General features: G+C 72.6%; 23 protein-coding genes and 1 riboswitch. Of the genes, 7 read left to right on the forward strand and 16 right to left on the reverse strand.

Going from position 1 to position 25,814, the window contains the following annotated elements:
* Positions 1 to 25 precede the first annotated feature (25 nt).
* The 7 genes from ABZ567_RS08645 to def all read left to right on the forward strand — a co-directional run bounded on the left by ABZ567_RS08645 (position 26) and on the right by def (position 6,427).
* Positions 26 to 682, forward strand: coding sequence for an alpha/beta family hydrolase (locus ABZ567_RS08645; protein ID WP_360786024.1), 657 nt, complete (start codon positions 26 to 28; stop codon positions 680 to 682).
* A gap of 237 nt (positions 683 to 919) precedes the next feature.
* A complete protein-coding gene (locus ABZ567_RS08650) occupies positions 920 to 1,576 on the forward strand; it encodes a sigma-70 family RNA polymerase sigma factor (RefSeq protein ID WP_030207302.1) in 657 nt (218 codons plus the stop codon).
* Positions 1,573 to 1,890 (forward strand): mycothiol system anti-sigma-R factor, encoded by a 318-nt coding sequence (rsrA, locus tag ABZ567_RS08655; protein ID WP_360786026.1) that lies wholly within the window; start codon positions 1,573 to 1,575, stop codon positions 1,888 to 1,890. Before ABZ567_RS08650 ends, rsrA begins: the two co-directional genes overlap by 4 nt.
* A gap of 147 nt (positions 1,891 to 2,037) precedes the next feature.
* Positions 2,038 to 3,420, forward strand: coding sequence for an HD-GYP domain-containing protein (locus ABZ567_RS08660; RefSeq protein ID WP_360786028.1), 1,383 nt, complete (start codon positions 2,038 to 2,040; stop codon positions 3,418 to 3,420).
* Positions 3,417 to 4,676, forward strand: coding sequence for an HD domain-containing protein (locus ABZ567_RS08665; protein WP_360786030.1), 1,260 nt, complete (start codon positions 3,417 to 3,419; stop codon positions 4,674 to 4,676). Before ABZ567_RS08660 ends, ABZ567_RS08665 begins: the two co-directional genes overlap by 4 nt.
* A 79-nt stretch (positions 4,677 to 4,755) precedes the next feature.
* Complete coding sequence (locus ABZ567_RS08670; RefSeq protein WP_360786031.1) at positions 4,756 to 5,736, forward strand: hypothetical protein; 981 nt, start codon at positions 4,756 to 4,758, stop codon at positions 5,734 to 5,736.
* Between the two features lie 61 nt (positions 5,737 to 5,797).
* Positions 5,798 to 6,427, forward strand: coding sequence for a peptide deformylase (gene def, locus ABZ567_RS08675; protein ID WP_360786033.1), 630 nt, complete (start codon positions 5,798 to 5,800; stop codon positions 6,425 to 6,427).
* Positions 6,428 to 6,494: 67 nt separating this feature from the next.
* Here the strand turns inward: def and ABZ567_RS08680 are convergent, their stop codons facing one another.
* The 16 genes from ABZ567_RS08680 to ABZ567_RS08755 all read right to left on the reverse strand — a co-directional run bounded on the left by ABZ567_RS08680 (position 6,495) and on the right by ABZ567_RS08755 (position 25,801).
* Entirely contained in the window at positions 6,495 to 7,511 is a 1,017-nt protein-coding gene (locus tag ABZ567_RS08680; protein WP_360786035.1) for a ribonucleotide-diphosphate reductase subunit beta, read from the reverse strand.
* A complete protein-coding gene (locus tag ABZ567_RS08685; protein WP_360786036.1) occupies positions 7,511 to 9,889 on the reverse strand; it encodes a ribonucleoside-diphosphate reductase subunit alpha in 2,379 nt (792 codons plus the stop codon). The genes ABZ567_RS08680 and ABZ567_RS08685 overlap by 1 nt, the downstream gene beginning before the upstream one ends.
* Before the next feature lie 132 nt (positions 9,890 to 10,021).
* A riboswitch (cobalamin riboswitch) is annotated at positions 10,022 to 10,161 on the reverse strand.
* A gap of 48 nt (positions 10,162 to 10,209) precedes the next feature.
* On the reverse strand, positions 10,210 to 10,710 hold the full coding sequence (locus ABZ567_RS08690) for a GNAT family N-acetyltransferase (RefSeq protein ID WP_360786038.1): 501 nt from the start codon (positions 10,708 to 10,710) through the stop codon (positions 10,210 to 10,212).
* 99 nt (positions 10,711 to 10,809) lie between these two features.
* Positions 10,810 to 12,435 (reverse strand): monocarboxylate uptake permease MctP, encoded by a 1,626-nt coding sequence (gene mctP / locus ABZ567_RS08695; RefSeq protein WP_360786039.1) that lies wholly within the window; start codon positions 12,433 to 12,435, stop codon positions 10,810 to 10,812.
* On the reverse strand, positions 12,432 to 12,695 hold the full coding sequence (locus ABZ567_RS08700) for a DUF3311 domain-containing protein (RefSeq protein WP_360786041.1): 264 nt from the start codon (positions 12,693 to 12,695) through the stop codon (positions 12,432 to 12,434). The genes mctP and ABZ567_RS08700 overlap by 4 nt, the downstream gene beginning before the upstream one ends.
* A 123-nt stretch (positions 12,696 to 12,818) precedes the next feature.
* Positions 12,819 to 13,802 carry a LuxR C-terminal-related transcriptional regulator gene (locus ABZ567_RS08705; protein ID WP_360786043.1) on the reverse strand — a complete coding sequence of 328 codons (984 nt, stop codon included), beginning with the start codon at positions 13,800 to 13,802 and terminating at the stop codon, positions 12,819 to 12,821.
* Between the two features lie 91 nt (positions 13,803 to 13,893).
* Positions 13,894 to 15,996, reverse strand: coding sequence for an MMPL family transporter (locus ABZ567_RS08710; protein WP_360786044.1), 2,103 nt, complete (start codon positions 15,994 to 15,996; stop codon positions 13,894 to 13,896).
* Positions 15,986 to 16,951 carry an aldo/keto reductase gene (locus ABZ567_RS08715; RefSeq protein ID WP_360786046.1) on the reverse strand — a complete coding sequence of 322 codons (966 nt, stop codon included), beginning with the start codon at positions 16,949 to 16,951 and terminating at the stop codon, positions 15,986 to 15,988. Before ABZ567_RS08715 ends, ABZ567_RS08710 begins: the two co-directional genes overlap by 11 nt.
* Positions 16,951 to 18,042, reverse strand: coding sequence for an endonuclease/exonuclease/phosphatase family protein (locus tag ABZ567_RS08720; RefSeq protein WP_360786048.1), 1,092 nt, complete (start codon positions 18,040 to 18,042; stop codon positions 16,951 to 16,953). The genes ABZ567_RS08715 and ABZ567_RS08720 overlap by 1 nt, the downstream gene beginning before the upstream one ends.
* A gap of 4 nt (positions 18,043 to 18,046) precedes the next feature.
* Complete coding sequence (locus tag ABZ567_RS08725; RefSeq protein ID WP_360786049.1) at positions 18,047 to 19,177, reverse strand: endonuclease/exonuclease/phosphatase family protein; 1,131 nt, start codon at positions 19,175 to 19,177, stop codon at positions 18,047 to 18,049.
* Positions 19,170 to 20,213: a glycosyltransferase gene (locus tag ABZ567_RS08730; RefSeq protein ID WP_360786051.1), complete on the reverse strand. Its 1,044-nt coding sequence runs from the start codon at positions 20,211 to 20,213 to the stop codon at positions 19,170 to 19,172. Before ABZ567_RS08730 ends, ABZ567_RS08725 begins: the two co-directional genes overlap by 8 nt.
* 12 nt (positions 20,214 to 20,225) lie before the next feature.
* Positions 20,226 to 21,293, reverse strand: coding sequence for an NAD-dependent epimerase/dehydratase family protein (locus ABZ567_RS08735; RefSeq protein ID WP_360786052.1), 1,068 nt, complete (start codon positions 21,291 to 21,293; stop codon positions 20,226 to 20,228).
* Positions 21,287 to 22,717, reverse strand: coding sequence for an aminotransferase class III-fold pyridoxal phosphate-dependent enzyme (locus ABZ567_RS08740; RefSeq protein WP_360786054.1), 1,431 nt, complete (start codon positions 22,715 to 22,717; stop codon positions 21,287 to 21,289). Before ABZ567_RS08740 ends, ABZ567_RS08735 begins: the two co-directional genes overlap by 7 nt.
* A gap of 10 nt (positions 22,718 to 22,727) precedes the next feature.
* On the reverse strand, positions 22,728 to 23,735 hold the full coding sequence (locus ABZ567_RS08745) for a lysylphosphatidylglycerol synthase domain-containing protein (RefSeq protein ID WP_360786056.1): 1,008 nt from the start codon (positions 23,733 to 23,735) through the stop codon (positions 22,728 to 22,730).
* 7 nt (positions 23,736 to 23,742) lie between these two features.
* Positions 23,743 to 24,705, reverse strand: coding sequence for a UbiA prenyltransferase family protein (locus ABZ567_RS08750; protein WP_360786058.1), 963 nt, complete (start codon positions 24,703 to 24,705; stop codon positions 23,743 to 23,745).
* Positions 24,706 to 24,748: 43 nt separating this feature from the next.
* Complete coding sequence (locus ABZ567_RS08755; protein WP_360786059.1) at positions 24,749 to 25,801, reverse strand: glycosyltransferase family 2 protein; 1,053 nt, start codon at positions 25,799 to 25,801, stop codon at positions 24,749 to 24,751.
* Positions 25,802 to 25,814: the final 13 nt, after the last annotated feature.

Below are 25,814 nucleotides of genomic sequence, written 5' to 3' on the forward strand. Positions count from 1 at the left end.
CCGGGCCGGACGGCAGGATGGGCCCGTGACCGACGTGACAGAGAACGAGACCGTTTCCACCGACGCCGGTGAGGCCCGCGTCACCTGGTACGAGGGGACGCGGCCGTGGGCCGTCCTCGCCCTCGGCCACGGCGCCGGCGGCGGCATCGAGGCCCGCGACCTGAAGGCCCTGGCCGCCGCCCTCCCCGCGCGGGGCGTGACCGTCGCCCTCGTCGAGCAGCCCTGGCGGGTCGCCGGCAAGAAACTGGCACCCGCGCCCAGGACCCTCGACACCGGATGGCGCGGCCTCTGGCCCGCCCTCGCCCGCCCCGGCCTCCCGGTCATCGCCGGCGGCCGCAGCGCCGGCGCCCGCGTCGCCTGCCGGACCGGCCGGGAGCTCGGCGCGCTCGCCGTCCTCGCCCTGAGCTTCCCGCTGCACCCCCCGGGCAGGCCGGAGAGGTCCCGCGCCGACGAGCTCCTCGGCACCGGTCTGCCGACGCTCGTCGTCCAGGGCGGCAACGACCCCTTCGGACGGCCCGAGGAGTACCCGGACGGCCCGTACGAACTCGTCGGGATCCCGTACGGCGACCACGGCTTCGCCGTGCCCAAGCGCGCGCCCCTCGGGCAGGACGCGGCGATGGACCTGCTCGTGGACGGCGTCGCCGCGTGGATCACCGCCCTGCGCCGAACACCCCGCCCGTAGCGGGAATGTGGAGCGGGGAACCGCTGTTGTCGAGAGCGTCGGTGTGAGAGCAAAGGAAGAGGTGTCCGTCGTATGGGTTCGACCATCTGCCCGGAGCGTGCGCAGGCCGCTGACCTCGACTGGACAGTGCTGCCCGCCCCCAAGGGCGCCCGGATTCGGGCGGCGGGCGGAGCGGTTCCTCGTCTATCCTCCGAAACGAGCGGGTCCGCCCTCGGGCTCGCCGCCGCGCTGGAGGAGGTGGGTCCGGTCACTGGGACCGACACAGGGACCGACGACGGCCCCGAGGAGACGACCGAGGAGCGCAACGCGCGCTTCGAGCGGGACGCCCTCGGCTACCTCGACCAGATGTACTCGGCCGCGCTGCGCATGACGCGCAACCCCGCGGACGCGGAGGACCTCGTGCAGGAGACCTACGCCAAGGCGTACGGATCCTTCCACCAGTTCCGCGAGGGCACGAACCTCAAGGCGTGGCTGTACCGCATCCTCACGAACACCTTCATCAACTCGTACCGCAAGAAGCAGCGCGAGCCCCAGCGCAGCGCCGCCGAGGAGATCGAGGACTGGCAGCTCGCCCGCGCCGAGTCCCACATGTCGACAGGGCTGCGCTCCGCCGAGTCGCAGGCCCTCGACCACCTCCCGGACTCCGACGTGAAGGAAGCGCTCCAGGCGATTCCCGAGGAGTTCCGCATCGCCGTCTATCTCGCGGATGTCGAGGGCTTTGCGTACAAGGAGATCGCGGACATCATGGGGACACCCATCGGTACGGTGATGTCCCGACTGCACCGGGGCCGCCGCCAGCTGCGCGGCATGCTCGAGGACTACGCCCGCGACCGCGGGCTCGTTCCCGCGGGCGCCGGAGAGTCGTCGAACGATCTGAAAGGCTCGGGCTCATGAGCTGCGGAGAGCCGCACGAGACGGATTGCTCAGAGGTCCTGGATCACCTCTACGAGTTCCTCGACAAAGAGATGCCCGACAGCGACTGCACCAAGTTCGAGGTGCACTTCGAGGAGTGCTCCCCGTGCCTGGAGAAGTACGGTCTCGAGCAGGCGGTGAAGAAGCTCGTCAAGCGCTGCTGCGGCAGTGACGACGTCCCCACCGACCTGCGGGCCAAGGTCATGGGCCGGATCGACCTGATCCGCTCCGGGCACCCGGTGCCCGAGCACGAGATCACGGCGACCCTCCCGACGACGCCGGCGCCGCAGGAGTAGACCCCTCCGGCAGAGGGAACGAAGGCCGTCGCGGCACGAACGCGGCGGCCTTCGCCGTAAGTCAGCTTGTATCACCCGAAGGTGCTAATCCGCGCCTCACCGCCGCCGCCGGCCGCCCCGCTCGCTAGCGTGACAGGGATGATGGGCGTGAAGGTCATTCCACGGGCGGCCCGCGTGTACATCGGCTGCGCCCTCCTCGCGGCCGGGGCCTGCGCCCTGCCCGCGCTCCACCCCGACGCGTCCACCCCCTGGGGCACGCTCGCACTCCTCGCCGCCCTGTACGCGCTCTGCGAGCTGCCCGGCCGCTGTCCCCTCCTCGGCCGCGCGCTCGGACGCTCCGTCCCCATGGGCACCGGCTCCTTCTTCCCCGTGCTCCTCGCCGCCGCCCTGCTCCTGCCGCCCGCCGCCGCCGCGCTCGCCGCCCTCCCCGGCAGCCTCCTCACCCGCGTCGACACACCCCCGGCCGCGCCCCGCCGCGCCTGGCGCGCCGCCGCCACGGCCCTCGCCGTCTGGGCCGCCGCACAGACCGCCGGCGCCCTCGGCGGCGCCCACGCCCTCGGACACGGCCCCGACGCCCCCGACTTCCCGTACGCGCTGCTCCCCGCGACCGCCGCCGCGCTCACCTTCTGCCTCGTCCTGACCGCCCTCGACGGCGGCATCCGCGCCACCGCCGACGGAGTGCCCCCGCGAGCCGCCTGGCGCGGACTCCTCGGCCGGGCACTCGCCCCGCACACCGTGCACGGCCTCGCCGGACTGATGATGGCCGTCCTCTGGCGCAGCACCTACGGGCCCGTCTCCGCCCTCTTCGTGCTCCTCCCGATGTACATCTCCTGCTGGGTCTTCGCCCAGTACCACCGCGAACGGGCCGCCCACCAGGCCACCATCCGCGCCCTCGTCCAGGCCGTCGACATCAAGGACCGCTACACCCGCGGCCACAGCGAACGCGTCGGCCACGCCTCCGTCCTGATCGCCCGTGAACTCGGCATGGCCGAGGACCGGCTCGACGTCGTCCGGTTCGCCGGCATCCTCCACGACGTCGGCAAACTGGGCGTCCCCACCCGCGTCCTCCGCAAGGACGGTCCCCTCACCCCGGAAGAACGCCGGATCATCGAACTGCACCCGGAGTACGGACACGAGATGGTCCGGGGCATCGGCTTCCTCGGCGAGGCACGGGGCGCGATCCTCCACCACCACGAACGCATGGACGGCACCGGATACCCGTACGGACTGCGCGGCGAGGACATCCCCGAGTTCGCCCGCGTGGTCGCCGTCGCCGACGCCTTCGACGCCATGACCTCCACCCGCTCCTACAGCCGCGCCCGCCCCGTCCCCACCGCCGTCGCCGAACTGGAGCGGTGCGCGGGCAGCCACTTCGACCCCCGGATGGTCGCCGCGCTCGTCCAGGCCCTGGACCGCCACGGCTGGCAGCCCGCCGTCACCGCCGACGAGACACCCCCAGGACCCGACCGGCTGCCCCCGCCACGCGAACCCGGCGCCCCCCGCCCCACCCGGCGGGCGGAGCGGACATGAGGCCCGGGGCCGTCACCGTCGGCGCCGTCCACGGCGCCGCCCTGCTGCTGAGCCTCGCCGGCTTCGCCTCCACCCTCTGGTACGGGGTCGTCGAACCCGGCAACGCCCTCGCCTTCGGTACCCTCGTCGCCCTCGGCGAACTCGCCCGCCGGGGCGCCGCCCCCGACGAACGGGAGCCGGCACCGCTCGCCGCCGCCGGAGCCCTCGCCTACGCCCTCCTCGGAGCGAGCGGCGGCACCGCCACCACCCACGGCGTCCTCCAGATCGTCGCCGTCGTCGTCGCCGCGGGCCTCGCCGGGATCGTCCCCCACCTCGCCCGGGGCAAGGACGCCGGCCCCGACCACCTCGCCCGCCGCGTCCTCACCGTCGCCTTCGCCGCGCTCTGCTTCCAGCCCCTCTACAACTCCGGGGCCGTCGTCGGGCACCTCGGCCACGGCCCCCCGTACGCCCTCTTCCTGCTGCTCCTGCTCGTCCTGACCGCCCTCTGCGACGCCGTGCTCGCCGCACTCCTCCTCCGCGCCCGCACCGGATTCCCGTACGGCCCCCTCCTCCGCGACGAACTGCGGGCCCTCCTCGGCATCGGCTCCGCCGTCTGCGCCACCGGCGCCGTCATGGCGCTCGGCGTCGCCGCCGCCGGGCTCTGGGCGCTGCCCGTGCTCGCCGTGCCCCTGCTCCTCGCCCAGGTCTCCTTCCGGCGGTACGCGGCCGTGCGCACCGTCAACCGGCAGACCATCGCGTCCCTCGCCCGCGCCACCGAGATCGCCGGCTGCACCCCGCCCGGCCACGCCCGCCGCGTCGCCGCCCTCAGCACCGCCGTCGGCCGCGAGCTGGGCCTCTCCGGAGCCGAGCTGACCGTCCTGGAGCAGGCGGCGCTCATGCACGACATCGGCCAGCTCTCCCTCGTCGACCCGGTCGACGGCGGCGCCACCGCACTCCTCCCCGCCGAGGAGCAGCGCAGGATCGCCCACCTGGGCGGCGAGGTCGTCCGCAGGACCGGCGTCCCCGCGGCCGTCGCCGTGATCGTGGAACGGCAGGCCGACCCGTACCGCGAGCAGCCGCTGCCCGCCCGCATCGTCCGGGCCGTGAACGCCTACGACGACCTCGCGGGCGGCGAGAGCGCGGGCGCCGCCCTCGAAGCCCTGGAAAGGCTCCGGCTCGGCACCGCCCGCGACTATCACCCGGATGTCGTCGAATCCCTGGCCAGAGTCCTGGCACGGGGCGGACCCGCGGGGGTGACCTCCGCGGTCACGGGGTAACCCATGGGTAATGAGCGCGCGTCCGACCGGGCATGGTTGGATGCGAACAAGAGGGTGAAGCGACCGGCAGGCGGGAATCGTGAAGATCTTCGGGAAGGTACGGCATCGGCCCTCCGCCTCATGGCGGCAGGCCACCGACCGCGCGTTCACGCTGATCGGCGACGGACGGTACGAGGACGCGGGCGCGCTCCTCACACGCGCGGCGGATCTGGAGCCCTGGCTCTCGGAGTCCTGGTTCAACCTGGCGCTGCTCCACAAGTTCCGGCACGACTGGGAGCAGGCGCGTGCCGCCGGGCTCCGCGCGGTCGCGCTGCTCGACAAGGAGAGCGGTGCCCCCGACTGGTGGAACGTCGGCATCGCGGCCACCGCGCTCCAGGACTGGCCCCTGGCCCGCCGCGCCTGGCAGGCGTACGGCCTGAAGGTGCCCGGCGCCGCATCCGGCACCGGCGAGCCCGTCGGGATGGAGCTGGGCAGCGCCGCCGTCCGCCTCTCGCCCGAGGGCGAGGCCGAGGTCGTCTGGGGCCGCCGGCTCGACCCGGCCCGGATCGAGGTCCTCTCCATCCCGCTGCCGTCCTCCGGCCGCCGCTGGGGCGAGGTCGTCCTCCACGACGGCGTGCCGAACGGCGAGCGGACCACCACCGCGGGGCCCTCCTACCCGGTCTTCGACGAGATCGAGCTGTGGGCGCCCTCACCCGTCCCCACCTGGGTGGTCCTCCTCGAGGCGGCCACCGAGGCCGACCGGGACGCCCTGGAACAGCTCGCCGCCGAGGCCGGATTCGCCGCCGAGGACTGGTCGTCCTCCGTACGGCTGCTCTGCCGGGCCTGCTCCGAGTCGACGATGCCGAGCGCCGAGGGCGAGGGCGAGCACTCCGACCCCCACGACCACAGCGAGCCGGGACACCCCGGGCCGCTCGGCCACCGCTCGCCCGGCGAACTGTGGGTGCCCGAGCGGGAGTGCGGCATAGCGGCCCCGCCGGGACTCGTGCGCGGGCTTCTCGACGGCTGGGTGGCGGACAGCCCGGACAGCCGCGAGTGGCGGGATCTCGAAGAGGTCTGCTGACCGCTGCCCGTAGGCTGTACGGGATCGTTCACTGGGGTTCCGAGGAAGGCACGCGCCGGACATGACGCAGCAGGAAACTGACGAGCAGACCAACGACGGGTTCGTCGTGGACACGGAGGACTGCGAGGCGCGCGAGCTCGCGTACCGCGAGCGCGGCACGGCGCGCCCCATCACCGTCGTCGGCAACCCGGTGCTCCACAAGGAGTGCAAGGACGTCACCGAGTTCGACGACTCGCTCGCGTCCCTCATCGACGACATGTTCGCCAGCCAGAAGGCCGCCGAGGGCGTGGGCCTCGCCGCGAACCAGATCGGTGTGGACCTCAAGGTCTTCGTCTACGACTGCCCCGACGACGAGGGCGTCCGCCACACCGGTGTCGTCGTCAACCCCGTCCTCCGGGAACTCCCGGCCGAGCAGCGCGTCCTGGACGAGTCCAACGAGGGCTGCCTCTCCGTGCCGACCGCCTACGCCGAGCTGGCCCGCCCCGACTACGCGGAGGTCCACGGCCAGGACGCCGCGGGCAACCCGATCAAGGTGCGCGGCACCGGCTACTTCGCCCGCTGCCTCCAGCACGAGACGGACCACCTGTACGGCTACCTGTACATCGACCGCCTCTCCAAGCGCGACCGCAAGGACGCCCTGCGCCAGATGGAAGAGGGCACCCCGCGCTACGAGACGGTGCCGAACGCCTGAGCTCCGCACCGACGCGAAAGGGCCCCGCACTCCTCGGAGCGCGGGGCCCTTCTCGTACGAGCGGGTCCTAGAAGTCCTCGTCCAGGTCCACCGAGCCCTCGACCGCCACCTGGTAGGCGGACGGGCGGCGCTCGAAGAAGTTGGTCAGCTCCTGGACGCCCTGGAGCTCCATGAACGCGAACGGGTTCTCCGAGCCGTACACCGGGGCGAAGCCGAGGCGCTGCAGGCGCTGGTCGGCGACGCACTGCAGGTACTCGCGCATCGACTCGGTGTTCATGCCCGGCAGACCGTCGCCGCACAGGTCGCGACCGAACTGCAGCTCCGCCTCGACGGCCTCCCTCAGCATGTCCGTGACCTGCTGCTGAAGCTCCGCGTCGAACAGCTCCGGCTCCTCTTTGCGGACGGTGTCCACGACCTCGAAGGCGAAGTTCATGTGCATCGTCTCGTCCCGGAACACCCAGTTGGTGCCCGTCGCCAGGCCGTGCAGCAGACCGCGGGAGCGGAACCAGTACACGTACGCGAAGGCGCCGTAGAAGAACAGGCCCTCGATGCAGGCCGCGAAGCAGATCAGGTTCAGCAGGAAGCGGCGCCGGTCGGCCTGGGTCTCCAGGCGGTCGATCTTCTCGACCGAGTCCATCCAGCGGAAGCAGAACTGTGCCTTCTCGCGGATGGAGGGGATCTCCTCGACGGCGTCGAACGCGGCGGCGCGGTCGTCCGGGTCGGGCAGGTAGGTGTCCAGCAGCGTCAGATAGAACTGGACGTGCACGGCCTCCTCGAAGAGCTGGCGCGACAGGTAGAGGCGCGCCTCGGGGGAGTTGATGTGCTTGTAGAGCGTCAGGACCAGGTTGTTCGACACGATCGAGTCGCCGGTCGCGAAGAACGCGACCAGGCGGCCGATCATGTGCTGCTCACCGGGGGTGAGCTTGGCGAGGTCGGCGACGTCCGAGTGGAGGTCGACCTCCTCCACGGTCCAGGTGTTCTTGATCGCGTCGCGGTAGCGTTCGTAGAAGTCCGGGTAGCGCATCGGACGGAGGGTCAGCTCGAAGCCCGGGTCGAGGAGGTTCTTCCGTTCGGTGGAGCTCATCACTGGCAGGCCTCGCAGGACTCGGGGTTTTCGAGGGAGCAGGCGACGGCGTCTTCCGGGGTCGCCTGTACGGGGATGGGGGCGGTGGCCACGGTCGACGCCTGCGCCGCGCGGGCGATCCGGGTCGCCGGGCGGGAGCGCAGGTAGTACGTCGTCTTCAGGCCCTGCTTCCAGGCGTACGCGTACATCGAGGACAGCTTGCCGATGGTCGGCGTCTCCAGGAACAGGTTCAGCGACTGCGACTGGTCGAGGAACGGGGTGCGGGCGGCCGCCATGTCGATCAGGCCGCGCTGCGGGATCTCCCACGCCGTGCGGTACAGCTCGCGGACCTCGGCCGGGACCCAGGTGAAGCCGGCCACCGAGCCGTTGGCGTCGCGCAGTGCCTCACGGGTCTGCGCGTCCCACACGCCGAGCCGCTTCAGCTCGTCCACCAGGTACGAGTTGACCTGGAGGAACTCGCCGGAGAGCGTCTCGCGCTTGAAGAGGTTGGAGACCTGCGGCTCGATGCACTCGTAGACGCCCGCGATCGAGGCGATGGTCGCCGTCGGCGCGATCGCCAGGAGCAGGCTGTTGCGCATGCCGACCGCGGCGATCCGCTCGCGCAGCGCGGCCCAGCGCTCCGGCCAGTTCAGCTCCACGTCGTAGTGGTCCGGGTGCAGGACACCGCGGGCGGTGCGGGTCTTGTCCCAGGCGGGGACCGGGCCGTTGCGCTCGGCGAGGTCGGTGGAGGCCTCGTACGCGGCGAGCATGATCCGCTCGGCGATCCGGGTGGAGAGCGCGCGCGCCTCGGCGGAGTCGAACGGCAGCTTCAGCTGGAAGAAGACGTCCTGGAGGCCCATCGCGCCCAGGCCCACCGGCCGCCAGCGGGCGTTGGAGCGGCCCGCCTGCTCGGTCGGGTAGAAGTTGATGTCGACGACGCGGTCGAGGAAGGTGACGGCCGTGCGGACGGTGGCGTCGAGGCGCTCCCAGTCGATGTCCCGGGCGGTGGTGTCCACGAACGCGCCGAGGTTGACCGAGCCCAGGTTGCAGACGGCCGTCTCGCCGTCGTCGGTGACCTCCAGGATCTCCGTGCAGAGGTTCGAGGAGTGGACGGTGTGGCCGGGCTCGGCGGTCTGGTTGGCCGTACGGTTCGAGGCGTCCTTGAAGGTCATCCAGCCGTTGCCGGTCTGGGCCAGGGTCCGCATCATCCGGCCGTACAGGTCGCGGGCCGGCATCGTCTTGCGGGCCAGGCCCGCCGCCTCGGCCGCGCGGTAGGCGGCGTCGAACTCCTCGCCCCACAGGTCGACCAGCTCGGGCACGTCGGCGGGGGAGAACAGTGACCAGTCGGCGTCGGCGTTGACGCGGCGCATGAACTCGTCCGGGATCCAGTGCGCCAGGTTCAGGTTGTGCGTGCGGCGCTGGTCCTCGCCCGTGTTGTCACGGAGCTCCAGGAACTCCTCGATGTCCGCGTGCCAGGTCTCCAGGTAGACGGCGGCGGCGCCCTTGCGGCGGCCGCCCTGGTTCACGGCGGCGACGGAGGCGTCGAGGGTCTTCAGGAACGGCACGATGCCGTTGGAGTGCCCGTTGGTGCCCCGGATCAGCGAACCGCGGGCCCGGATGCGGGAGTACGAGAGACCGATGCCGCCCGCGTGCTTCGAGAGGCGCGCCACCTGGTGGTAGCGGTCGTAGATGGAGTCCAGCTCGTCCAGCGGGGAGTCGAGCAGGTAGCAGGAGGACATCTGCGGGTGGCGGGTGCCGGAGTTGAAGAGCGTGGGGGAGGACGGCAGGTAGTCCAGGCGGCTCATCAGGCCGTAGAGCGCGGTGACCTCGTCCAGGGCCCGGGTGCTGTCGTCCTCCGCGAGGCCGCAGGCAACGCGCAGCATGAAGTGCTGCGGGGTCTCGACGACCTGGCGGGTGATCGGGTGGCGCAGCAGGTAGCGCGAGTAGAGGGTGCGCAGACCGAAGTAGCCGAAGCGGTCGTCGGCGGCCTGGTCGATCGTCGCGTCCAGGCGGGCCGCGTGCTGGGCGACGAACTCGGCGGTGCGGTCGGCGATCAGGCCCTCGCGGTGACCGACGGCGACGGAGGCGGAGAAGGAGAAGGCGCCCTGGCCGGCCGCCTCGTCGGCGATGGTGACCGTGAGGAGCCGGGCGGCGAGCCGGGAGTACGCCGGGTCCTCCGCGATCAGGCCCGCGGCCGCCTCGGTGGCCAGCTCGCGCAGCTCCGCCTCGTCCGACGTGGCGTTGCGGCCGCGGAGCGCGGCGGCGGCGACCTTGCCGGGGTCGGTGTCGGGGAGATCGGCGGTGAGGTCGGTCAGGGTCCGCAGCAGCACGGTCCCGGGGCCGTCGCTCTCGACCGCGGAAGCCTCGGCGGACGCCGGATCGGCGGGCGCGATGGTCACGTGGGGGCTCTCCCTCGCTCGGCTCGGGGCCGCGGCGGGGGAAGGCGGGCACGCGGGCGTCCGTAACGCCGGACGCGACGCTTCCACCGGCCCACTCCGCGAGGCCCGGACGTCAGTGGCACCCGGAACGGACGGACCGGGTGCGCTGCCGGCAGGTCCTCGGACTCACCTCGTACGAATGTGATGCATTCGTACGAAGCACACCGTTGCGGGACAGTTCCGGATTCGCGCCGGATTCCCCTGCGTCGACAGCGAGCACGAGCATACATGTGGGGGGCTCCACTCATCGCACCCCCCACATGTTGTGTCGCCGCCCGGCTTCAGAACTCCAGGGCGTAGGTGAGCAGCAGAAGGCCGGGGGTCGGTTCCCAGTCCCGGTGGGGGGTGCGGACGAAGCCCAGGCGCTCGTAGATCCGGTGCGCGGAGAGCATCCGCACGTCCGTGGAGAGCACGATCCGCTCGCTCCCCGGCAGGGCCCGGGCGCGGTCGACGCAGGCCCGTACGAGGGCCTCTCCGACGCCCCGGCCGCGGGCCTCACGGGCGACGGCGAGCATCCGGAACTCGGCCTCGCCCGCGACCGCGATGTCCGCCCAGGGGGTGTCGCCGGTGGCGAAGGTCACCCCGCCGAGGAGCGTCCCCTCGGCGTCCTCGGCGACGAGCACCTCGCTCTCGCGCGCCCGCCGGGCGGTGTCCCGCAGGACCTCCAGGTAGAAGTCCTCCGCCCCGTGCTGCAGCAGCCCGTCGTTCAAGTAGGTGCCCGCGGTGAGTTCTCCGAGCGCCTCGTACTCCTCCAGCCGTACCGCCCTGATGGTGAAGTCCATGAGGGCAGTGTGCCTTCCCGGGGACGAGAAGGGGCCCGGGATTCCTGGTGGAGATCCCGGGCCCTTCGCGTGCGGCCGTGCGTGGGCCGGTGTGTGGGGTCAGCGCGTCTCGGCGGCGAGCTTCGGCATGTCGGTCTGCACGCCGGCGTCACCGGCGTCGGCCGTGTAGTCCGAGGGGGAGGTCTCGTCGATGCCCTCGGGGGCCTTGACGGCCTTGAGGACGAAGGTGAGGACGACCGTGACGAGGAGGTTGAGGACGAAGGCGGTGAGACCGATGTAGCCGATCTCGCCGATCCCCGGGATCTCGGCGGAGGAGCCGCCGAAGTGCTTCTGGGTCGGGCTGGCGACCCCGTACGCGGCGACCGTGCCGTAGAGCATGCCGACGGCCCAGCCGGCGAGCAGCGCCCAGCGATGGAACCAGCGGGTGAAGAGGCCGCCGACGAGGGCCGGGAAGGTCTGCAGGATCCAGATGCCGCCGAGCAGCTGGAAGTTGATCGCGACCGTCTTGTCCATGGTGAGGACGAAGGCGAGCGCGCCGACCTTCACGAGGAGCGAAACGATCTTGGAGACCTTGGTCTCCTGCGCCGGGGTCGCGTCCTTCTTGATGAAGTCCTTGTAGATGTTCCTCGTGAAGAGGTTGGCCGCGGCGATCGACATGATCGCGGCCGGGACGAGCGCGCCGATGCCGATCGCGGCGAACGCGACGCCCGCGAACCAGTCGGGGAACATCGTCTCGAACAGCTGCGGGATGGCGAGCTGCCCGTTCTTCACCTGGATGCCGGCGGCGATCGCCATGAAGCCGAGCAGCGCGAGCAGGCCCAGCATCAGCGAGTACAGCGGCAGGATCGTGGTGTTGCGGCGGATGACCTCACGGCTCCGGGACGACAGCGTCGCCGTGATGGAGTGCGGGTACATGAACAGGGCGAGCGCCGAGCCGAGCGCGAGCGTCGCGTACGTCCACTGGCCGGCCTCGCCGGGGACGAGCGACCCGCGCGGCTTGTCCGTCGCCGGGTTGGTCTGCGCGTAGGCCTCGCCGGCCTTGGCGAAGATCTCGTCGAAGCCGCCCAGCTTGATCGGGATGTAGATGATCGCCACCGCGATGACGATGTAGATCAGGGTGTCCTTGACGAAGGCGATGAGCGCGGGCGCCCGCAGGCCCGAGGAGTACGTGTACGCCGCGAGGACACCGAAGGCGATGAGCAGCGGCAGGTCCTTGATGAACCAGTGGGTGGTCTCGCCGCCGCCGACGCCCATCACGTCCAGGACGGCCTGGATGCCGACGAGCTGGAGCGCGATGTACGGCATGGTGGCGAGGATGCCGGTGACCGCCACCGCGAGGGACAGGCCCTTGGAGCCGTAGCGGCCGCGTACGAAGTCCGAGGTGGTGACGTAGCCGTGCTTGTGCGAGACCGACCAGAGGCGCGGCAGGAAGGTGAAGATCAGCGGGTAGACCAGGATCGTGTACGGCACGGCGAAGAAGCCGGCCGCGCCCGCCGCGTAGATGGCCGCCGGGACGGCGACGAAGGTGTACGCGGTGTAGAGGTCGCCGCCGAGCAGGAACCAGGTCACCCAGGTGCCGAACGACCGGCCGCCCAGGCCCCATTCGTCGAGGCTGTTCTCGTTCTCCGCCCTGCGCCAGCGCGAGGCGAGGAAGCCCATGACCGTGACGGCCAGGAAGAAGAAGATGAAGACGGCGAGTGCGACGCCGTTCACGCCGTCCTTCATCGCGCGTCACCACCCTTGCGGCCGCGCTGGTCGATCTGCCACAGCTTGTAGGCGACCATGGTGAGCACGGTGGAGACCAGCACCCAGAGCATCTGGTACCAGTAGAAGAACGGGATGCCGGCGAAGAGCGGTTCGGTCTTCGCGTAGGAGCTCACCCAGAGCATCGCCACGAACGGGGCGAACAGACAGAGTCCGATCACCACCCGCATGGGTGTGATGGTGGGTTGTTTCCCTTGTGTCGTATCTGGCGTGTCTGACATGGCGATTCCCGTCCCCTCGCTGATCACCTCGTTAATGGTGGGGAAATCTAGGGGACGGCCACGCTCCATGGAACCCCTGTCCGCATAACGGAAGTGATTCATGGGGCCGTCGGGGTCGCCGGGTCAGAGCCAGCCCTCCTTGGCGGCCCGTACGCCCGCCTCGAATCGGCTGCGCGCGCCGAGCCGGTTCATCAGCTCCGAACTCATCCGGCGCACGGTCCGCAGGGAGATCCCGAGCCGCCGGGCGGCGATGTCGTCCGTGCAGCCGATGCCGAGGAGCATGAGCAACTCCCGCTCCTGCGGGGAGAGGTCGTGCGCGTCCCGGCGCGGGGTCTCGCCGAACGGGGTTCCGGTGTCCCACAGGCGGTCGAAGAGCACCACGAGCGCGTGCACGAGCCCGGGGCTGCGGACTTCGAGGGCGCCCGCGCGCCCGTCCTCCGGGTCGACGGGGACGAGCGCGGCCTCGCGGTCGACGATCACCATGAGCATCGGGACCACGGGCACGGTCCGGGCCTCGCCGCCGAGTTCGCAGTACCAGCGGACGTACTCGACGGTCGGCGGGTCGTTGCGGAAGCTCTCCTGGTAGATCGACCGGATCCGCACGCCGCGTTCCAGGGCCAGTTGGTCGAGCGGCTGGCTCGCGTCCATCGTGTCGGGGAGCTGCGCCCCGCCCGGAAGGAGCGAGAGGCATTCGGTGCGGGCGTTCGCGGCCAGGTCCTCAAGCCGTTCGCGGACGTTGTCGAGGCCGGTGATGCGGTCCACGAGGTCGTGCCGGACGCCCGGTTCGGAGTGGTCGGCGTACGAGGCGAGGATGCCGGCCACGGCCCGGCCGGCCTGCTCGACCTGGCGTTTTCGTTTGCTCAGTTCGGCTTCGGCGCGGGACAGCAGGAAGGAGAATCCGACGTCCGGGTTGAAGGGCTCGACCTCGCCCGAGGAGTCGTCCATGAGGACGAGCTTGAGGTCCGCGAGGCAGGCGAGCGCCTCGCGGACCTCTGGTTCGGAGCGGCCGAGGTGGGCCGCCATCTCCGTCACGTCGTACTCGGGTCGCTCCAGGAGCAGGCGGTAGACGGCCTCCGTCGACTCCTTTATGCCGAGCGCCTCCAACATCCGTTATCTCCCCCGTCGTCACGTTCCGTCGCACGATCGATCGCGTTGGTGATCGCGGTCGTCGATGCTAAGCGCGGGACACTGTCTAGGTCTAGACCAATTGGGGTGAACTCCGGGGTACGGCGGCCGGTCCGGACGTCGGTCCGGACCCCGGTACGGTGAGCCGTCGGCCGGCCAGCGCGTCCAGCGTCGCAGCCATCGCGAACCCCGAGACGAGCAGCGCCAGTTCGACCTGCGGACCGATCCCGACGGCGAGCACCGCGAGCGCGCCCGCACCCGCCGCCACCGGACCGGCCCACGGCGGACCGCCCGCCGTCGAGGCCACCGCCCGGTCGACGGAGACGCAGAAGGCGAACACGCCCACGACGAGGGGGACCCAGCCCGTCACCGCGCCGGTGTCCGCGGGACCCCACTGCCACAGGACGGTGAGGGCGCCCGCCGAGGCGGTGGCGGCGAGCAGGGCGCCGGCCGCGGCGCGGGCGGCCGCGCCCGCCGCGGTGAAGGCCACGAGCACGCCGAACGCCGCCAGGGCCGCGGCCGGGACCGCGTACGGCAGGAGCCCGTACACCCCGTCCACGAGGTCGCGGTCCACCACACCCGAACCGCCGACGAGGACGGGACCGCCCGCGCCCGTACCGGCGGTTCCCAGACCGGCAGCCGTACCCGTGCCGCCGGGTCCCGCTCCCGCACCCGTGCCGCCGGGTCCCGCACCCGTACCTGCGCCGTCGGGTCCCGCGCCCGTACCTGCGCCGTCGGGTCCCGCGCCCGTACCCGCGCCGTCGGGTCCCGCGCCCGTACCCGCGCCGTCGGGTCCCGCGCCCGCGAGTGCCGACCGCAGGGCCGTCACCGTCGTGGCGCCCGCCGCCGTCATCGGTTCCTCCTCCGGTACGACCACGACCACCGCCGACCCGGCGCGGTGCCACCCGGCGTCCGCCGGCGCCGCCGCCAGCAGCACCCCCGGCACCCGGGCCGCCCGCGCGGCCACCGCCTTCGCGTCCACGCCCTCGGGCACGAGGACCTCCAGGGGGTTCAGCGTCCCCGTCGGCACCCCGGCCGCCGCGAGCAGGTCCAGACCGTCCCGGGCGGGACCGTTCGCCACCAGGGCACGGGCCTCCGGATTGCCCACCCTCAGCTGCGTGGCCGCGCCGGTCAGCAGGACGAGGAGCGTCAGACCGAGCGCGGCGGGGACGGCACGGGAGCGCCGGCCGGGCCGTGGCGCGTCGATCCGTGGCGTCTTCGAGCGGAGGACCGGCGCCAGGGTCAGGGCCGCCACCGTGCCCACCGCGCACACCGCGAGGCCCGCGATCCCGACCGAGCGCAGGAAAGCGGCCGGGAAGAGCGCGAGGACCGCACAGGCCGCCGCCCCCACCGCACCGCCCGCCACCGCGGACCGGGCCGTGGTCCCCGGCGGCTGCGCCCAGCGGTGCACCGCGAGCACCAGCGCCGTGACCGGCACCAGGTACACCACGACGAAGCTGATCTCGGTGAACCCGGCGACCGCCTCCACCAGGACCAGCGCCGCCACCGACGTCACCGCGGCGAGCAGCAGCGGGGCCAGGGCCCCGACCGGCGAGCGGAACGCCAGGACGAGGAGGGCGATCAGCCCCAGCGCACAGGCCGCCTTCGCCGCGAGGGCCCACGCCCCCGGCCCCGCCACCGCGCTGTCGTGCTGGAGCGGCAGCACACCCGTCACCTCGACCCGGGCCTCGGGGAGGGCCGATCGCACTCCGGTACGCAGGGTGCCCGCCGCCTCCTCGACTGCCGTGAGCCCCGCCAGGTCCGGCTTCCCGGCGCCCGGGTACACCAGCGCGTACACGGTCCTGCCGTCCGCCCCGACGAACCCCTCGTCGCCCGTGCCCGCGTACGACACCGTCCGCGCTCCCGGGCCCGCCGCCCGCCCGACGGCGGAGGCGACCCGCGCCGCCGTGGCCGGGGCCCGTACGTCCGTCCCCGCCGGCCAGGTGACGACGGCGACCAGCGGGGCGACGGCCGCCCCGTTCCCGTACCGCTCCTGGATCGCCTGGTTCGCGCGGTGGCCCGGCCCGCCGGAGGCGGTGAAGGACTGGTCGAGCCGGCCGAGGCCCGCGACCGCCGCCGCACCGCCGAGCAGCAGCACGAGCGACCACACCACGACGACGGCCGCCCGGTGCCGGAGCGCGAACGACGTCACGGCGGCAGCCCGTTCAGTCGACACCGTCGAGCCGCTTCCTCAGCTCCGCGTCGAGCCGCAGCCCCACCGCGCCCAGCGACTCGTCCAGCTGCGCCGGCGAACTCGCCCCGATCACCGGCAGGACCGGCAGCTCGCCGCCGAGGGCCCAGGCCAGGACCACCTGGTTCGCGGTCACCCCCAGCTCCGCCGCGACCTCCGCGAGCACCTTGAGGCGCCGCTCGGAGCCCGCGTGCCGGTACTGCTCCGGCACCTCCTTGCCCGGATCGGTGTACGCCCCCGTCAGCTGGGTCGTGTACGCCGTGAACGTCAGCTCCGGCCGGGTCCCCAGATAGTCGAGCAGCTCGTCCGAGGCGTGCGGGTTCACCCCGAACTCCGCGCCAGGACGCGGCCGCAGATAGGTGTAGCGCTGCTGCACGGCCGCGTAGTCCGGCACCCCCGCGGCGACCGCCGCGCCCCGCGCCTCCTCGATCCGCCAGGCGGCGAAGTTGGAGCAGCCGGCCCGGCCGATCTTGCCCGCGTCCTCCAGCTCGCCGAAGGCACCCATCGTCTCCGCGACCGGGGTCGCCCGGTCGTCGATGTGCGCGTAGTAGAGATCGATCCGGTCCGTGCCCAGGTTCCTCAGGCTCTCCTCCACCTGGCGGCGCAGCACCGGGGCCGAGAGGCCCTCCGCGCACTCCGGCCAGGCCGAGCCCGGCGGGTCCGGCAGCGCGCCGACCTTCGTGGCGATCACCATCTCGTCCCGTACGCCCCGGCTGCGCAGCCAGCGGCCGATGAGCAGCTCGCTCTCGGCGCCGGTCGCCCCCGGCTCCCAGAAGGCGTAGGTGTTGGCGGTGTCGACGAAGGTGCCGCCGGCCTCGTGGAAGCGGTCGAGGACGGCGAAGGCGGCGGCCTCGTCGATCCGGGTGCCGAACGGCAGGGTGCCCAGGCACAGCGTGCTGACGCGCGGTCCCTCGGGGCCGCCCAGTCGCGTGTACTCCATCAGGTGATGCCTTTCTCTCGTCGGTGGTTCTCGTGGGGCACGGTCAGGGTCAGCTCCTGGACCAGGTGGTCCGAGAGGCCCTCCGCGTCCCGGAAGCGGTACGAGCCGACCCGGGCGCCGCCGCCGGTGAACGCCCAGTCGATCCGCCACAGCCGCAGCCGGGCGCGGGCGTTCCAGCTGGCGGGGAGGACCGAGCGGCAGGCCCCGATCGCGTCCCGCAGCGATGCGGGCATCCGGCGGATGTCCCCGATGGCCGCGCTGGTGTTGAAGTCACCGGTGACCACGACCGGGTGCGGGTTGCCCCGAAGGTCGGCGACGAGCGCCGCGTACTCCCGGTCGCGGGCGGCGGCCCGGCGCCGCATGTCCCGGAGGAAGGCAGGACGCAGCGGGTTCATCACTGTCAGCTGCACGGGGATGTGCACGTTGTACGTGGACAGGATCCCGTCGCCGATCCGCAGGTCCACCCGGAGCGAGCAGGCGCCGACCGGCGTGGGCGGCCCGGCGGGCGGGAACCGGGACAGCGTCACCGAGTTGTTGCCGACGGCCAGGTGGTGGCCGGGGAACGAGGCCCGCAGCCGCTCCTCGTCGTCGATGTCCCAGACCTCGCCGCCCTCGAAGCCGTTCAGGTACTCCTGGAGGACGTAGACGTCGGCCGTGAGCCCGCGCAGGAAGGCGTGGAAGCGGTCCGGGTCGCCGCCCTGGTTCCAGTGCTGGGTGTTCCAGGACACCAGCCGAGGCTCGCCGTCCCCCGCACGGGACCGGCCGGTGCGGCCGCTGTGGTCGGTGCGGTCTCCGCGGTCTGCGCGGTCTGCGCGGTCTGCGCGGTCTGCGCGGTCTGCGCGGTCGGCGCGGGGGAGGAGCGCCCGCGCGTTGACCCCGTTCTGCGACCAGCCCGCGACCAGGCAGCCGGCGGCGAGCGCCGCCGCCCCCCACCCGCCGGTGGCGGCGGCGCAGGCGAGCACGGCCAGCGGCACGGCGGCGAAGGTCACCGGCGGGATCAGGGAGACCGCGAGCCAGGGCCACCACCGCCCGTTGAGCGCGAGGTGCAGGCCGAGGAATCCCGCCCAGACCAGGGCGCAGGACAGCACCACGTCCTCACCCGTTCCCCGGCAGGGACACCCACAGGTCCTGCACCGCGTGGTCGGACAGCTTCTCCGGCTCGCCGAACACGTACCGCTCGGCCTTCGCCCCGTTCCCGGTGAACGCCCAGTCGGTCCGCCAGAAGGGCTTCCACCCGCCCTCCTCCCAGCTCGTGGGGTACGGGTCGGTGCTCACGTCCGCCGCGTCGTCGAGACGCTCCCGCAGCGGGTCGAGGTCGGACATCGCCGCCGTCGCGTTGAAGTCGCCGGCCACCACCACCGGGTTGCGGTTGGCCGCCAGGTCGGCCTCCAGGCCCGCGTACTGGGCCTTGCGGGGGGCGAACCGCTCCCGCATGTGGCGGTAGAAGGCGGCGGACAGGAGCCCGTCCGGCATGCTGTTCCACACCGGCATGTGCACGTTGTAGAAGGACACCGCCCGGCCCCTGACCAGCACGTCCGTCCGCAGCACCTTGTTCGCCCGGTACTCCGCCGCCCAGTCCGCGCCGGACGGCAGGTCCCCGGCCGGGCCGACGGCCGGCTGCCGCACGATCGGGAAGCGGGAGAGCGTCACCAGCTCGCCCCGGACCGCGACCTGGTGGCCGGGGAACTCCCGGCGCAGCCGCGCCAGGTCGTCGACGGGCAGCCGGCCCTTCCGGTCGTCGGTCACGTGCTGGTACTCGTGCAGCAGGTAGACGTCCGCGTCCTTCGCCTTCAGGAAGGCGTAGAAGTGGTCCTGCGTGCCGAGGAGCTGGTTCCACGAGTTGGTGTTCCAGGCGAAGACCCGCACGGAGTCCGGGCCCGGCCTCGGCTCCGCCCGCCACAGCGCCGCCGGGTCGAAGCCCGACTGCCCGAAGCCCATGACGAGCGCCAGCGCGGCGGCCGCCAGGCTCCGCCACCGGGCGGCGCCCCTGGCGAGGGCGGCGAGGGCCGCGAGCAGCAGGGGGACCAGGACGAAGGCGGCCGGCGGGACGATGCCCACCAGGTGCCCGAGCCAGATCCGGCCGTCCGCCGCCCACTCCACGAGCAGCAGCACCGGCCAGGCCAGGGCCGCGCCGAGGACGAGCCGGTCGCGCCGCCGCCGGGGGGAGGAGGGAGCGGTCGGCGGCCCGGTCTCGCGTACGGGTGCCGGCGTGAGCGTGTCAGCCACGGGACGCCTCCGTCGCCAGGCGCGGGAGGTCGGGGCGCGGCTGCGGGTCGTACAGGTGCCGGAACCGCTTCGAGCACAGCCACTGCGCGCCCGCCACCCCGATCGCCGCGCACACCGTCAGGTTCACCAGGAAGTTGACGGCCACGAAGTACCCGAGGAAGGCGCGCCCCCGATGCCGCCGCACCACCCGGTACATGTCCAGGTCGCCCCACACGCCCAGCCCGAACAGGGCGAGCGGCAGCAGCGCCCATCCCACGCCCCACAGCGGCGGCGCTGCGAGCGCGGCCACCGTCAGCGGTGCGGCGAGGCTCGCTCCCGCCCGTGGACCGGTGACGAAGCCGCCCTGGAGCGCCCGGCGGCTCAGGATGAGCGGTACGGCGAGCCGCGCGCGGGCGAAGACCTTGCCGAGGACGATCCGTACGGTGTCGTCGTGGTCGTGCCGGCCGAGGACCTCCAGGGAGCTGAGGACCGTGTACCGCTCCGAGATGCGCCGCCCGTAGTCCTGGTCCTCGGTGTGCCGCAGGATCGGGTTGAACGGCCCCACCTCGTCGAAGACCCGCCGCGGGATCGCCAGGATCGCGGTGTGGACGGTGTCGATGACTCCTTCGGACCTCAGCAGCAGGTAGTACTGCTGGAGCGAGCGGTACTCCTCGATCAGGCTGTCCCGGATCAGCGGTTCCGGTTCGTAGGTGCCGCAGATCGCTCCGTACCCCTGTCCGGATCCGAGCAGCTCGACCGACTTCGCGACGGCGTCCGGGTGCATGGCCACGTCGGAGTCGAGGAAGACCAGGATCTCGCCCGAGGACAGTTCGGCGCCGAGGTTGCGGGCGACCGCGACCCCGCTGTTGACGCCGGTGGACACGATCCGGGCGCCGGCCGCCGCCGCGACGGCGGCGGAGTCGTCGGTGGAGCAGTCGTCGACGACGAGGACCTCGATGTTCGGGTACGTCTGGGCGAGGGCGGCCTCGACGCAGAGGCCGATCGAGCGGCCGTAGTTGTAGTTGGGGACGATGACGGAGACCAGGGGAAGGGACACGGTCGGGTTCTCCTAGAAAAGGACCTTGGCGAGGGAGAGGGCTCCCTGCCGCCACGGTTCGACACTGGTGACGCCCTCGCTCTTCTTCGCGGGGCGGGCGCCGGCGGGGAGCGCGGCGGCGGTCCGCCGCTGCTCGCGCCACCAGGCGAAGGTGCGCAGGATCGCGTCCTGGTTGGAGTGCTTCGGCCGGAAGCCGAGGACGTCGCGGGCCTTGTCGGTGGAGACGAAGCTGTCGTCGAGGAGCTTGTGCAGCAGCCGCCCGTACACCGGGGAGAGCCCGGTGCGCTGGAGCAGGCTGAGCGCGGCGAGGGCGGGCCTCGCGGGCAGCGAGCGGACCCCCTTGCCGTGCCCCGCGGCGTCCAGGACGGCCTGGAAGTCCTCGCGTATCGTGCCGAACGAGGTGGCCCCGAGGTTGAACGTGTCGTCGGCGCGCTCGGCGGGCGCGTCCATCGCGGTCACCACCGCGTCGACCAGGTCGTCGACGTCGAACATCTGGATGCGGACGTCGCCCCGTCCGAGGACCGGGAAGTTCCGGCCCTCGTCGGCCCATTCGAAGAGCATCGCGAACAGGCCCATCCGGCCCGGCCCGAGGAAGGTCTTGGGCCGCAGGATCGGCACGCACGTGCCCCGGCCCCGGAAGCGCTCGGCGACCTCCTCGGCCTCCGCCTTCGCGGCGCTGTACGTGTCGACGGGCTCCCGGGGGTGCTCCTCCGGGGTCGGCACCCGCTTCGGCAGGCCGTACACGGCGGTCGAGGAGATGTGGACGACCCGGGGCACGGCGTTCGCCTCGGCCGCCGTCAGGACCGCCTCCGTACCGCCGACGATGACCGACCGGATGGTGTCGGCGGGGTAGCTGGGCAGGGCCGCCGCGCAGTGGACCACCACGTCGGCGTCCGCCGTGACCCGCTTCATCGTGACGGCGTCCCGGATGTCCGAGACCGTGTGCGTCAGGTTCTCGTGCTCCGTGCGCGGGGCCCGCAGGTCCACGCAGTGCACCTGCCGGCCGTCGCCGACGAGCCGGTCGATCAGCGTCGATCCGAGCATGCCGGCACCGCCGGTCACCACGATGCGCTCTACCACAGCGACGACACCTTCTCCTTGACGAAACGGGTGAGCAGACGGGGCAGACCCTGGGCCAGGGTCTTGTCGAGGGAGTCCAGGAAGAACTCGACCTCGTGCGGTTCGGCGACCAGCGAGGGGGCGGCCATCAGCGGGTTGTCGCCGTTGAGCGTGTAGTACGCGTAGACGCCGTGGTCGCGGTAGAGGGCGTTGACCACCGCCGAGGTGATGAGCTTGGTGCGGAAGCGCGGGTCCTTCGTCATCGCGCCCGGCACCAGCTTCGTCACCAGCTCCAGGACCTTCGGGCCCTTGTGCAGGAAGACCCCGTGCAGCGCGCCGTGGCCGCGGACCTCGGCCACCACGTCCGGGTGCTCCTTGGCGATCCGCTCCAGACCGGGGCCGAGGATCCGCCCGATGTCCCGGGCGCGGGCCGGATAGTCGTCCTCGACGGCCACGTTGACCGCCTCGATCGCGGTGATGGCCTCCTCGCCGAAGCCGTAGTAGGTGGTCGACGTCGACTGGAGCAGGGCGTCCGTGAGGTTGTCGTAGGCCTTGCGGAAGACGGGTTCCCGGGCGACGAACGCGGAGATGGAGGACTTGCCGCCGCCGAAGGACTTCGAGGTGGTGAGGATGTCGGGGACGAGGCCCTCGTACCGCATGAAGTGGAAGAGGGTGCCCGTCTTGCCCCAGCCTGTGTAGATCTCGTCGAAGAGCAGCACGATGTCCTCGGCCGTGCACAGCTCCCGCAGCCCGCGCAGGAACTCCTCGGAGCACTCGTTCATCGTGGACGCCGACAGCGGTTCGATGAGGATCGTGTACACGTCCGACTCGCCGGTGGCGGTGCGGTGTTCCGCGACCAGCTTCCGGACCGAGTCGAGGTCCCCGTACCGGAAGATCCCCACCCCGGGGATGCCCGGGAACTGGAAGGTGGACTGGTTCTGGCCGGTCAGGCTGCCCGAGCCGAGGAGCTTGCCGTGGAAGGAGATGTCGGCCCGCAGCACCCGGGAGCGCCGGCCGCCGTGGTACTTGTACGCCAGTTTGACCGCGCCCTCGACGGCCTCCGCACCGGAGTTGGGGAAGAACGACATGGTCAGGTCGCCGGGCAGCAGCTCGGCCAGGTTGTGGCCGAGGGCCGCGATGTACGGCGAGAAGTAGGTCTTGTGGACCTCCATGCTCCTGCGCTCCTGGAAGCGCTGCCGGGCGGCGAGGATCCGGGGGTGGTTGTGGCCGTGGTTGAGGACGCCGACGCCACCGGTGAAGTCGAGCACACGGCGGCCGTCGCGCTGGGTGATCCAGACGCCCTCGGCGCTCTCGACGAGCTCCTGGCCGAAGCCGAAGGAGGTCATCAGGGAGACCTGGCTCTTGTTGACGTGGTCCTTGTACAGGCCGTGGACCTGCTTGGTCGTCAGCGACTCGCAGTCGTCGACGGAGTACAGCGGGGGCATGTGCGCGGTCCTAACGTGTGGGTGGGGGCGTCTTGCCGGTGGGGGAGGCGGGGGAGGTACGGGAGGGGAGGGTCAGGAGCAGGGCGGCGCCGCCGACGAGGACCTCGCTGAGCGTGCAGACCACCCGGCTGGCGACGGCGACGGCGGTCGCCTCCTGCCAGGGCAGGACGGCGGTCAGCGCCAGGAGCAGCAGGGCCTCGCGGGCGCCCCAGCCGTCGGGCAGCACCACCACGAGGCTGGCGGCGGCCGTGGCGAGGGCGAAGCCGCCCACGCAGACCGGCAGCGCGGTCAGCGGCGGGGCGCCCAGCATCACGGCGAGCGCCCACAGGTGCAGTCCGCCGACCGCCCAGGAGGCGGTCGCGGAGGCGAGGGCCCGCCGCATGCCCCGGTCGCTCGCCCGGGTGGACGGGGCGGGCCGCCGGGCGAGACGGGCGGCGAACGCGGCCAGGTGGTGCAGCAGTCCGGGCCGTACGGCCCAGGCGAGGGTGACCGCGCCCGGGAGCACCAGCCACCAGGCCTCCGTGCCGAGCGTCCAGGGCGCGGCGAGGGGGCCGACGGCGAGACCGGTGAGGACGGCCACGATCAGGTTGAGCAGGAAGACGGCGAGCACGACCGGTGCCGGGACGCCTGCCGCGCCGCCCATCCGCAGCTGGGCGAGGACGCCCCAGACGGCGCCGGGCACGTACTTGCCGAGGTAGGAGGTGAAGTAGATCCGGGTCGCCGTCCTGCCCGGCACCCCGGGGCCCAGGTCGGCGAGGAGGGTGCGCCAGGTGGTCATCGAGAGCAGGACGGCGAGGGCGTTGGCGGCGAGCGCGGTGAGCAGGTACGGGACGGAGTCGGGCCGCAGGACGAGCGCGGCGAGTTCGCCGGCCCTGCCGTACAGGGCGAAGCCGATGCCGGTGACGACGGCGAGGGGGAAGAGGACGGGGAGGGCGCGTCGGAGCGGGCCCCGGCGGGTCCGGGGGGCGGGTCCGGTCGAGAGCGTGGCCGTCTCCGCGGCCGGGGCGGTGGTCGTCATGACCGCCTCACGCGCCGAGGTGGCTGAGCGGCCACGCGCCGGCGAGCAGCGCCGACCAGAGCAGGGCGTTGGAGACGGTCATCCGGTCGCTGAAGAGGGCCCGTGTGGGGTTGCCGCCGCCCGCGTCGACCACGAGCAGCTGGAGGTAGCGGGCGAGCCCGAACAGGGCGAACGGGGCGGTGAGCACGGCGACCAGCGGGCCGTGCGGGCCGAAGACCGGACTGTCCCGCACGTGCAGGACGTAACTGACCGCGGTGAGGACCGCGGTGAAGGCGAGCAGCTGGTCGAGGAAACCGAGGGTGTAGCCGCGCAGCGCGGGCCGGTGCAGGACCCCGCCGACCGCCATCTCGTGGCGCCGCTTGCCCAGGATCAGGAGCAGGCAGAGGGAGAGGACGCAGAGGGTGAGCCAGCTGGGCACCGGGTTCCCCGAGGCCAGGCAGCCCTGGGCGAGACGCAGCACGAAGCCGAGCGCGACGATGAAGACGTCCAGCAGCGGCACGTGCTTGAGACCCTTGCTGTACGCGGCGTTGAGCGCGACGTACGCGGCGACCGGCCACCAGTCCACGGGCGAGGCCGTGCCGGTGGCCACCGTCAGGGCGACCGTCGCGGCGAGGAGGACGGCGAGGGCGGCGGCGAAGGTGACGGCGGTGGCGACGCCGATCCGTCCGGCGGCGATCGGCCGGTGCCGCTTCTCCGGGTGCCGGCGGTCGCGGTCCCGGTCGCCGATGTCGTTGACCAGGTAGATCAGCGCGGACGCGAGCGTGAAGACGCCGATCGCGGCCGCGGCCCCGCCGAGCGCTCCGGCGTCGAGCCGGGGAGCGCCGAGCAGTCCGAGCGGGACGACGACCAGGTTCTTCGTCCACTGTCCCGGGCGGACGAGTGCGGTGAGGTCGGCGAGACGACTGGGGGGTCGGGAGGCAGGCGGGCGGGCCGTCGGCGCCTTGGGGCCGGTGAGCGTGGGCGTGGCCATGAACGGGCTCCTGAGGGGAGGGACGTACGGGGGTCGGCGGAGGTCACCCGGTGGTCGTGGGGGCCGCGGCGGGGGCCGCGGGGCGGTCTCCCGGGACGTCCTCGACACGGCGGCGCACGCTGGGCCCGAAGTCCGGCTCGGTGAGCCGGCGGACGGCGCCGCGTGCCGCGCCGAGCACGATCGCCTGGTGCAGCACGAAGTGGACGGCGGTGAAGTACAGGAGGAAGCCGGGTCCCCGCGTCCGGAGCGCGAACCGGCTCAGGCCCGGGTCGGCGCAGGCGAAGAGGAGCGCGCACAGGGCCGGGACGAGCAGCAGCCAGGGCGTGAGCAGGCCGAGCGGCAGGGTGGGGAGGGTGAGCGCGGCGGCCAGGACGCCGAGCGGCCGGTTGGCGGTGAGGCCGCCGTCCCGTATCTGCCCGAGCGCCGCGATGAGGAGCTGTGAGCGCCGGTACTGCTCACGGAGCATGTCCCCGAGCCGGTCGACGTCGTCGTGCCGGCCGCGGATGGCCTCGGTCATCAGGATGCGGTGGGTCCGGACGAGCCGGCCGCTGTACTCGACGTCCTCCGAGTCCCGGAGGTTCTCGTCGAAGGGGCCGGTCGCCGCGAAGACGTCCTTGCGGATCGCGCCGAGGGCGAAGAAGGCGGTCCGTACCTCGCCGACGGCCCGGCGGCGCCAGAAGTGGGCGTGGAGGGCGTGGTAGCGCTCCACGGGTCCGTCGTCGAAGAGCGGATCGGGATCGAGGACCCCGTGGACGCAGCCCAGGCCGGGGTCGTCACGGAGCAGGTCGGCGGCGTTCGCGAGGGCCTCGGGATGCAGCGCCGTGTCGGAGTCGAGGAAGAAGAGGACCTCGCCCCGGGCGGCGGCGGCGCCGAGGTTCCGGGCGGTGGACACCCCGCTGTTGCGGGGGTTGGCGATCAGGACGACGTCGAACTCGCGGGCGATGTCCCGGGACGTGTCGGTGCTCGCGTCGTCGACGACGATCACGTCGAGCGGGGTGTGGCTCTGGGCGAAGACCGAGGTCAGGCAGGCGCGGAGGGTCTTCTCGTAGTTGTAGTTGGGGATGATGACGGACACGCTGGGACGGGCCCTTGGCATGGGGGTTCCTTGG

Origin of the sequence: Streptomyces sp. NPDC016459, from assembly GCF_040632845.1 — a bacterium.
GTDB lineage: Bacteria > Actinomycetota > Actinomycetes > Streptomycetales > Streptomycetaceae > Streptomyces.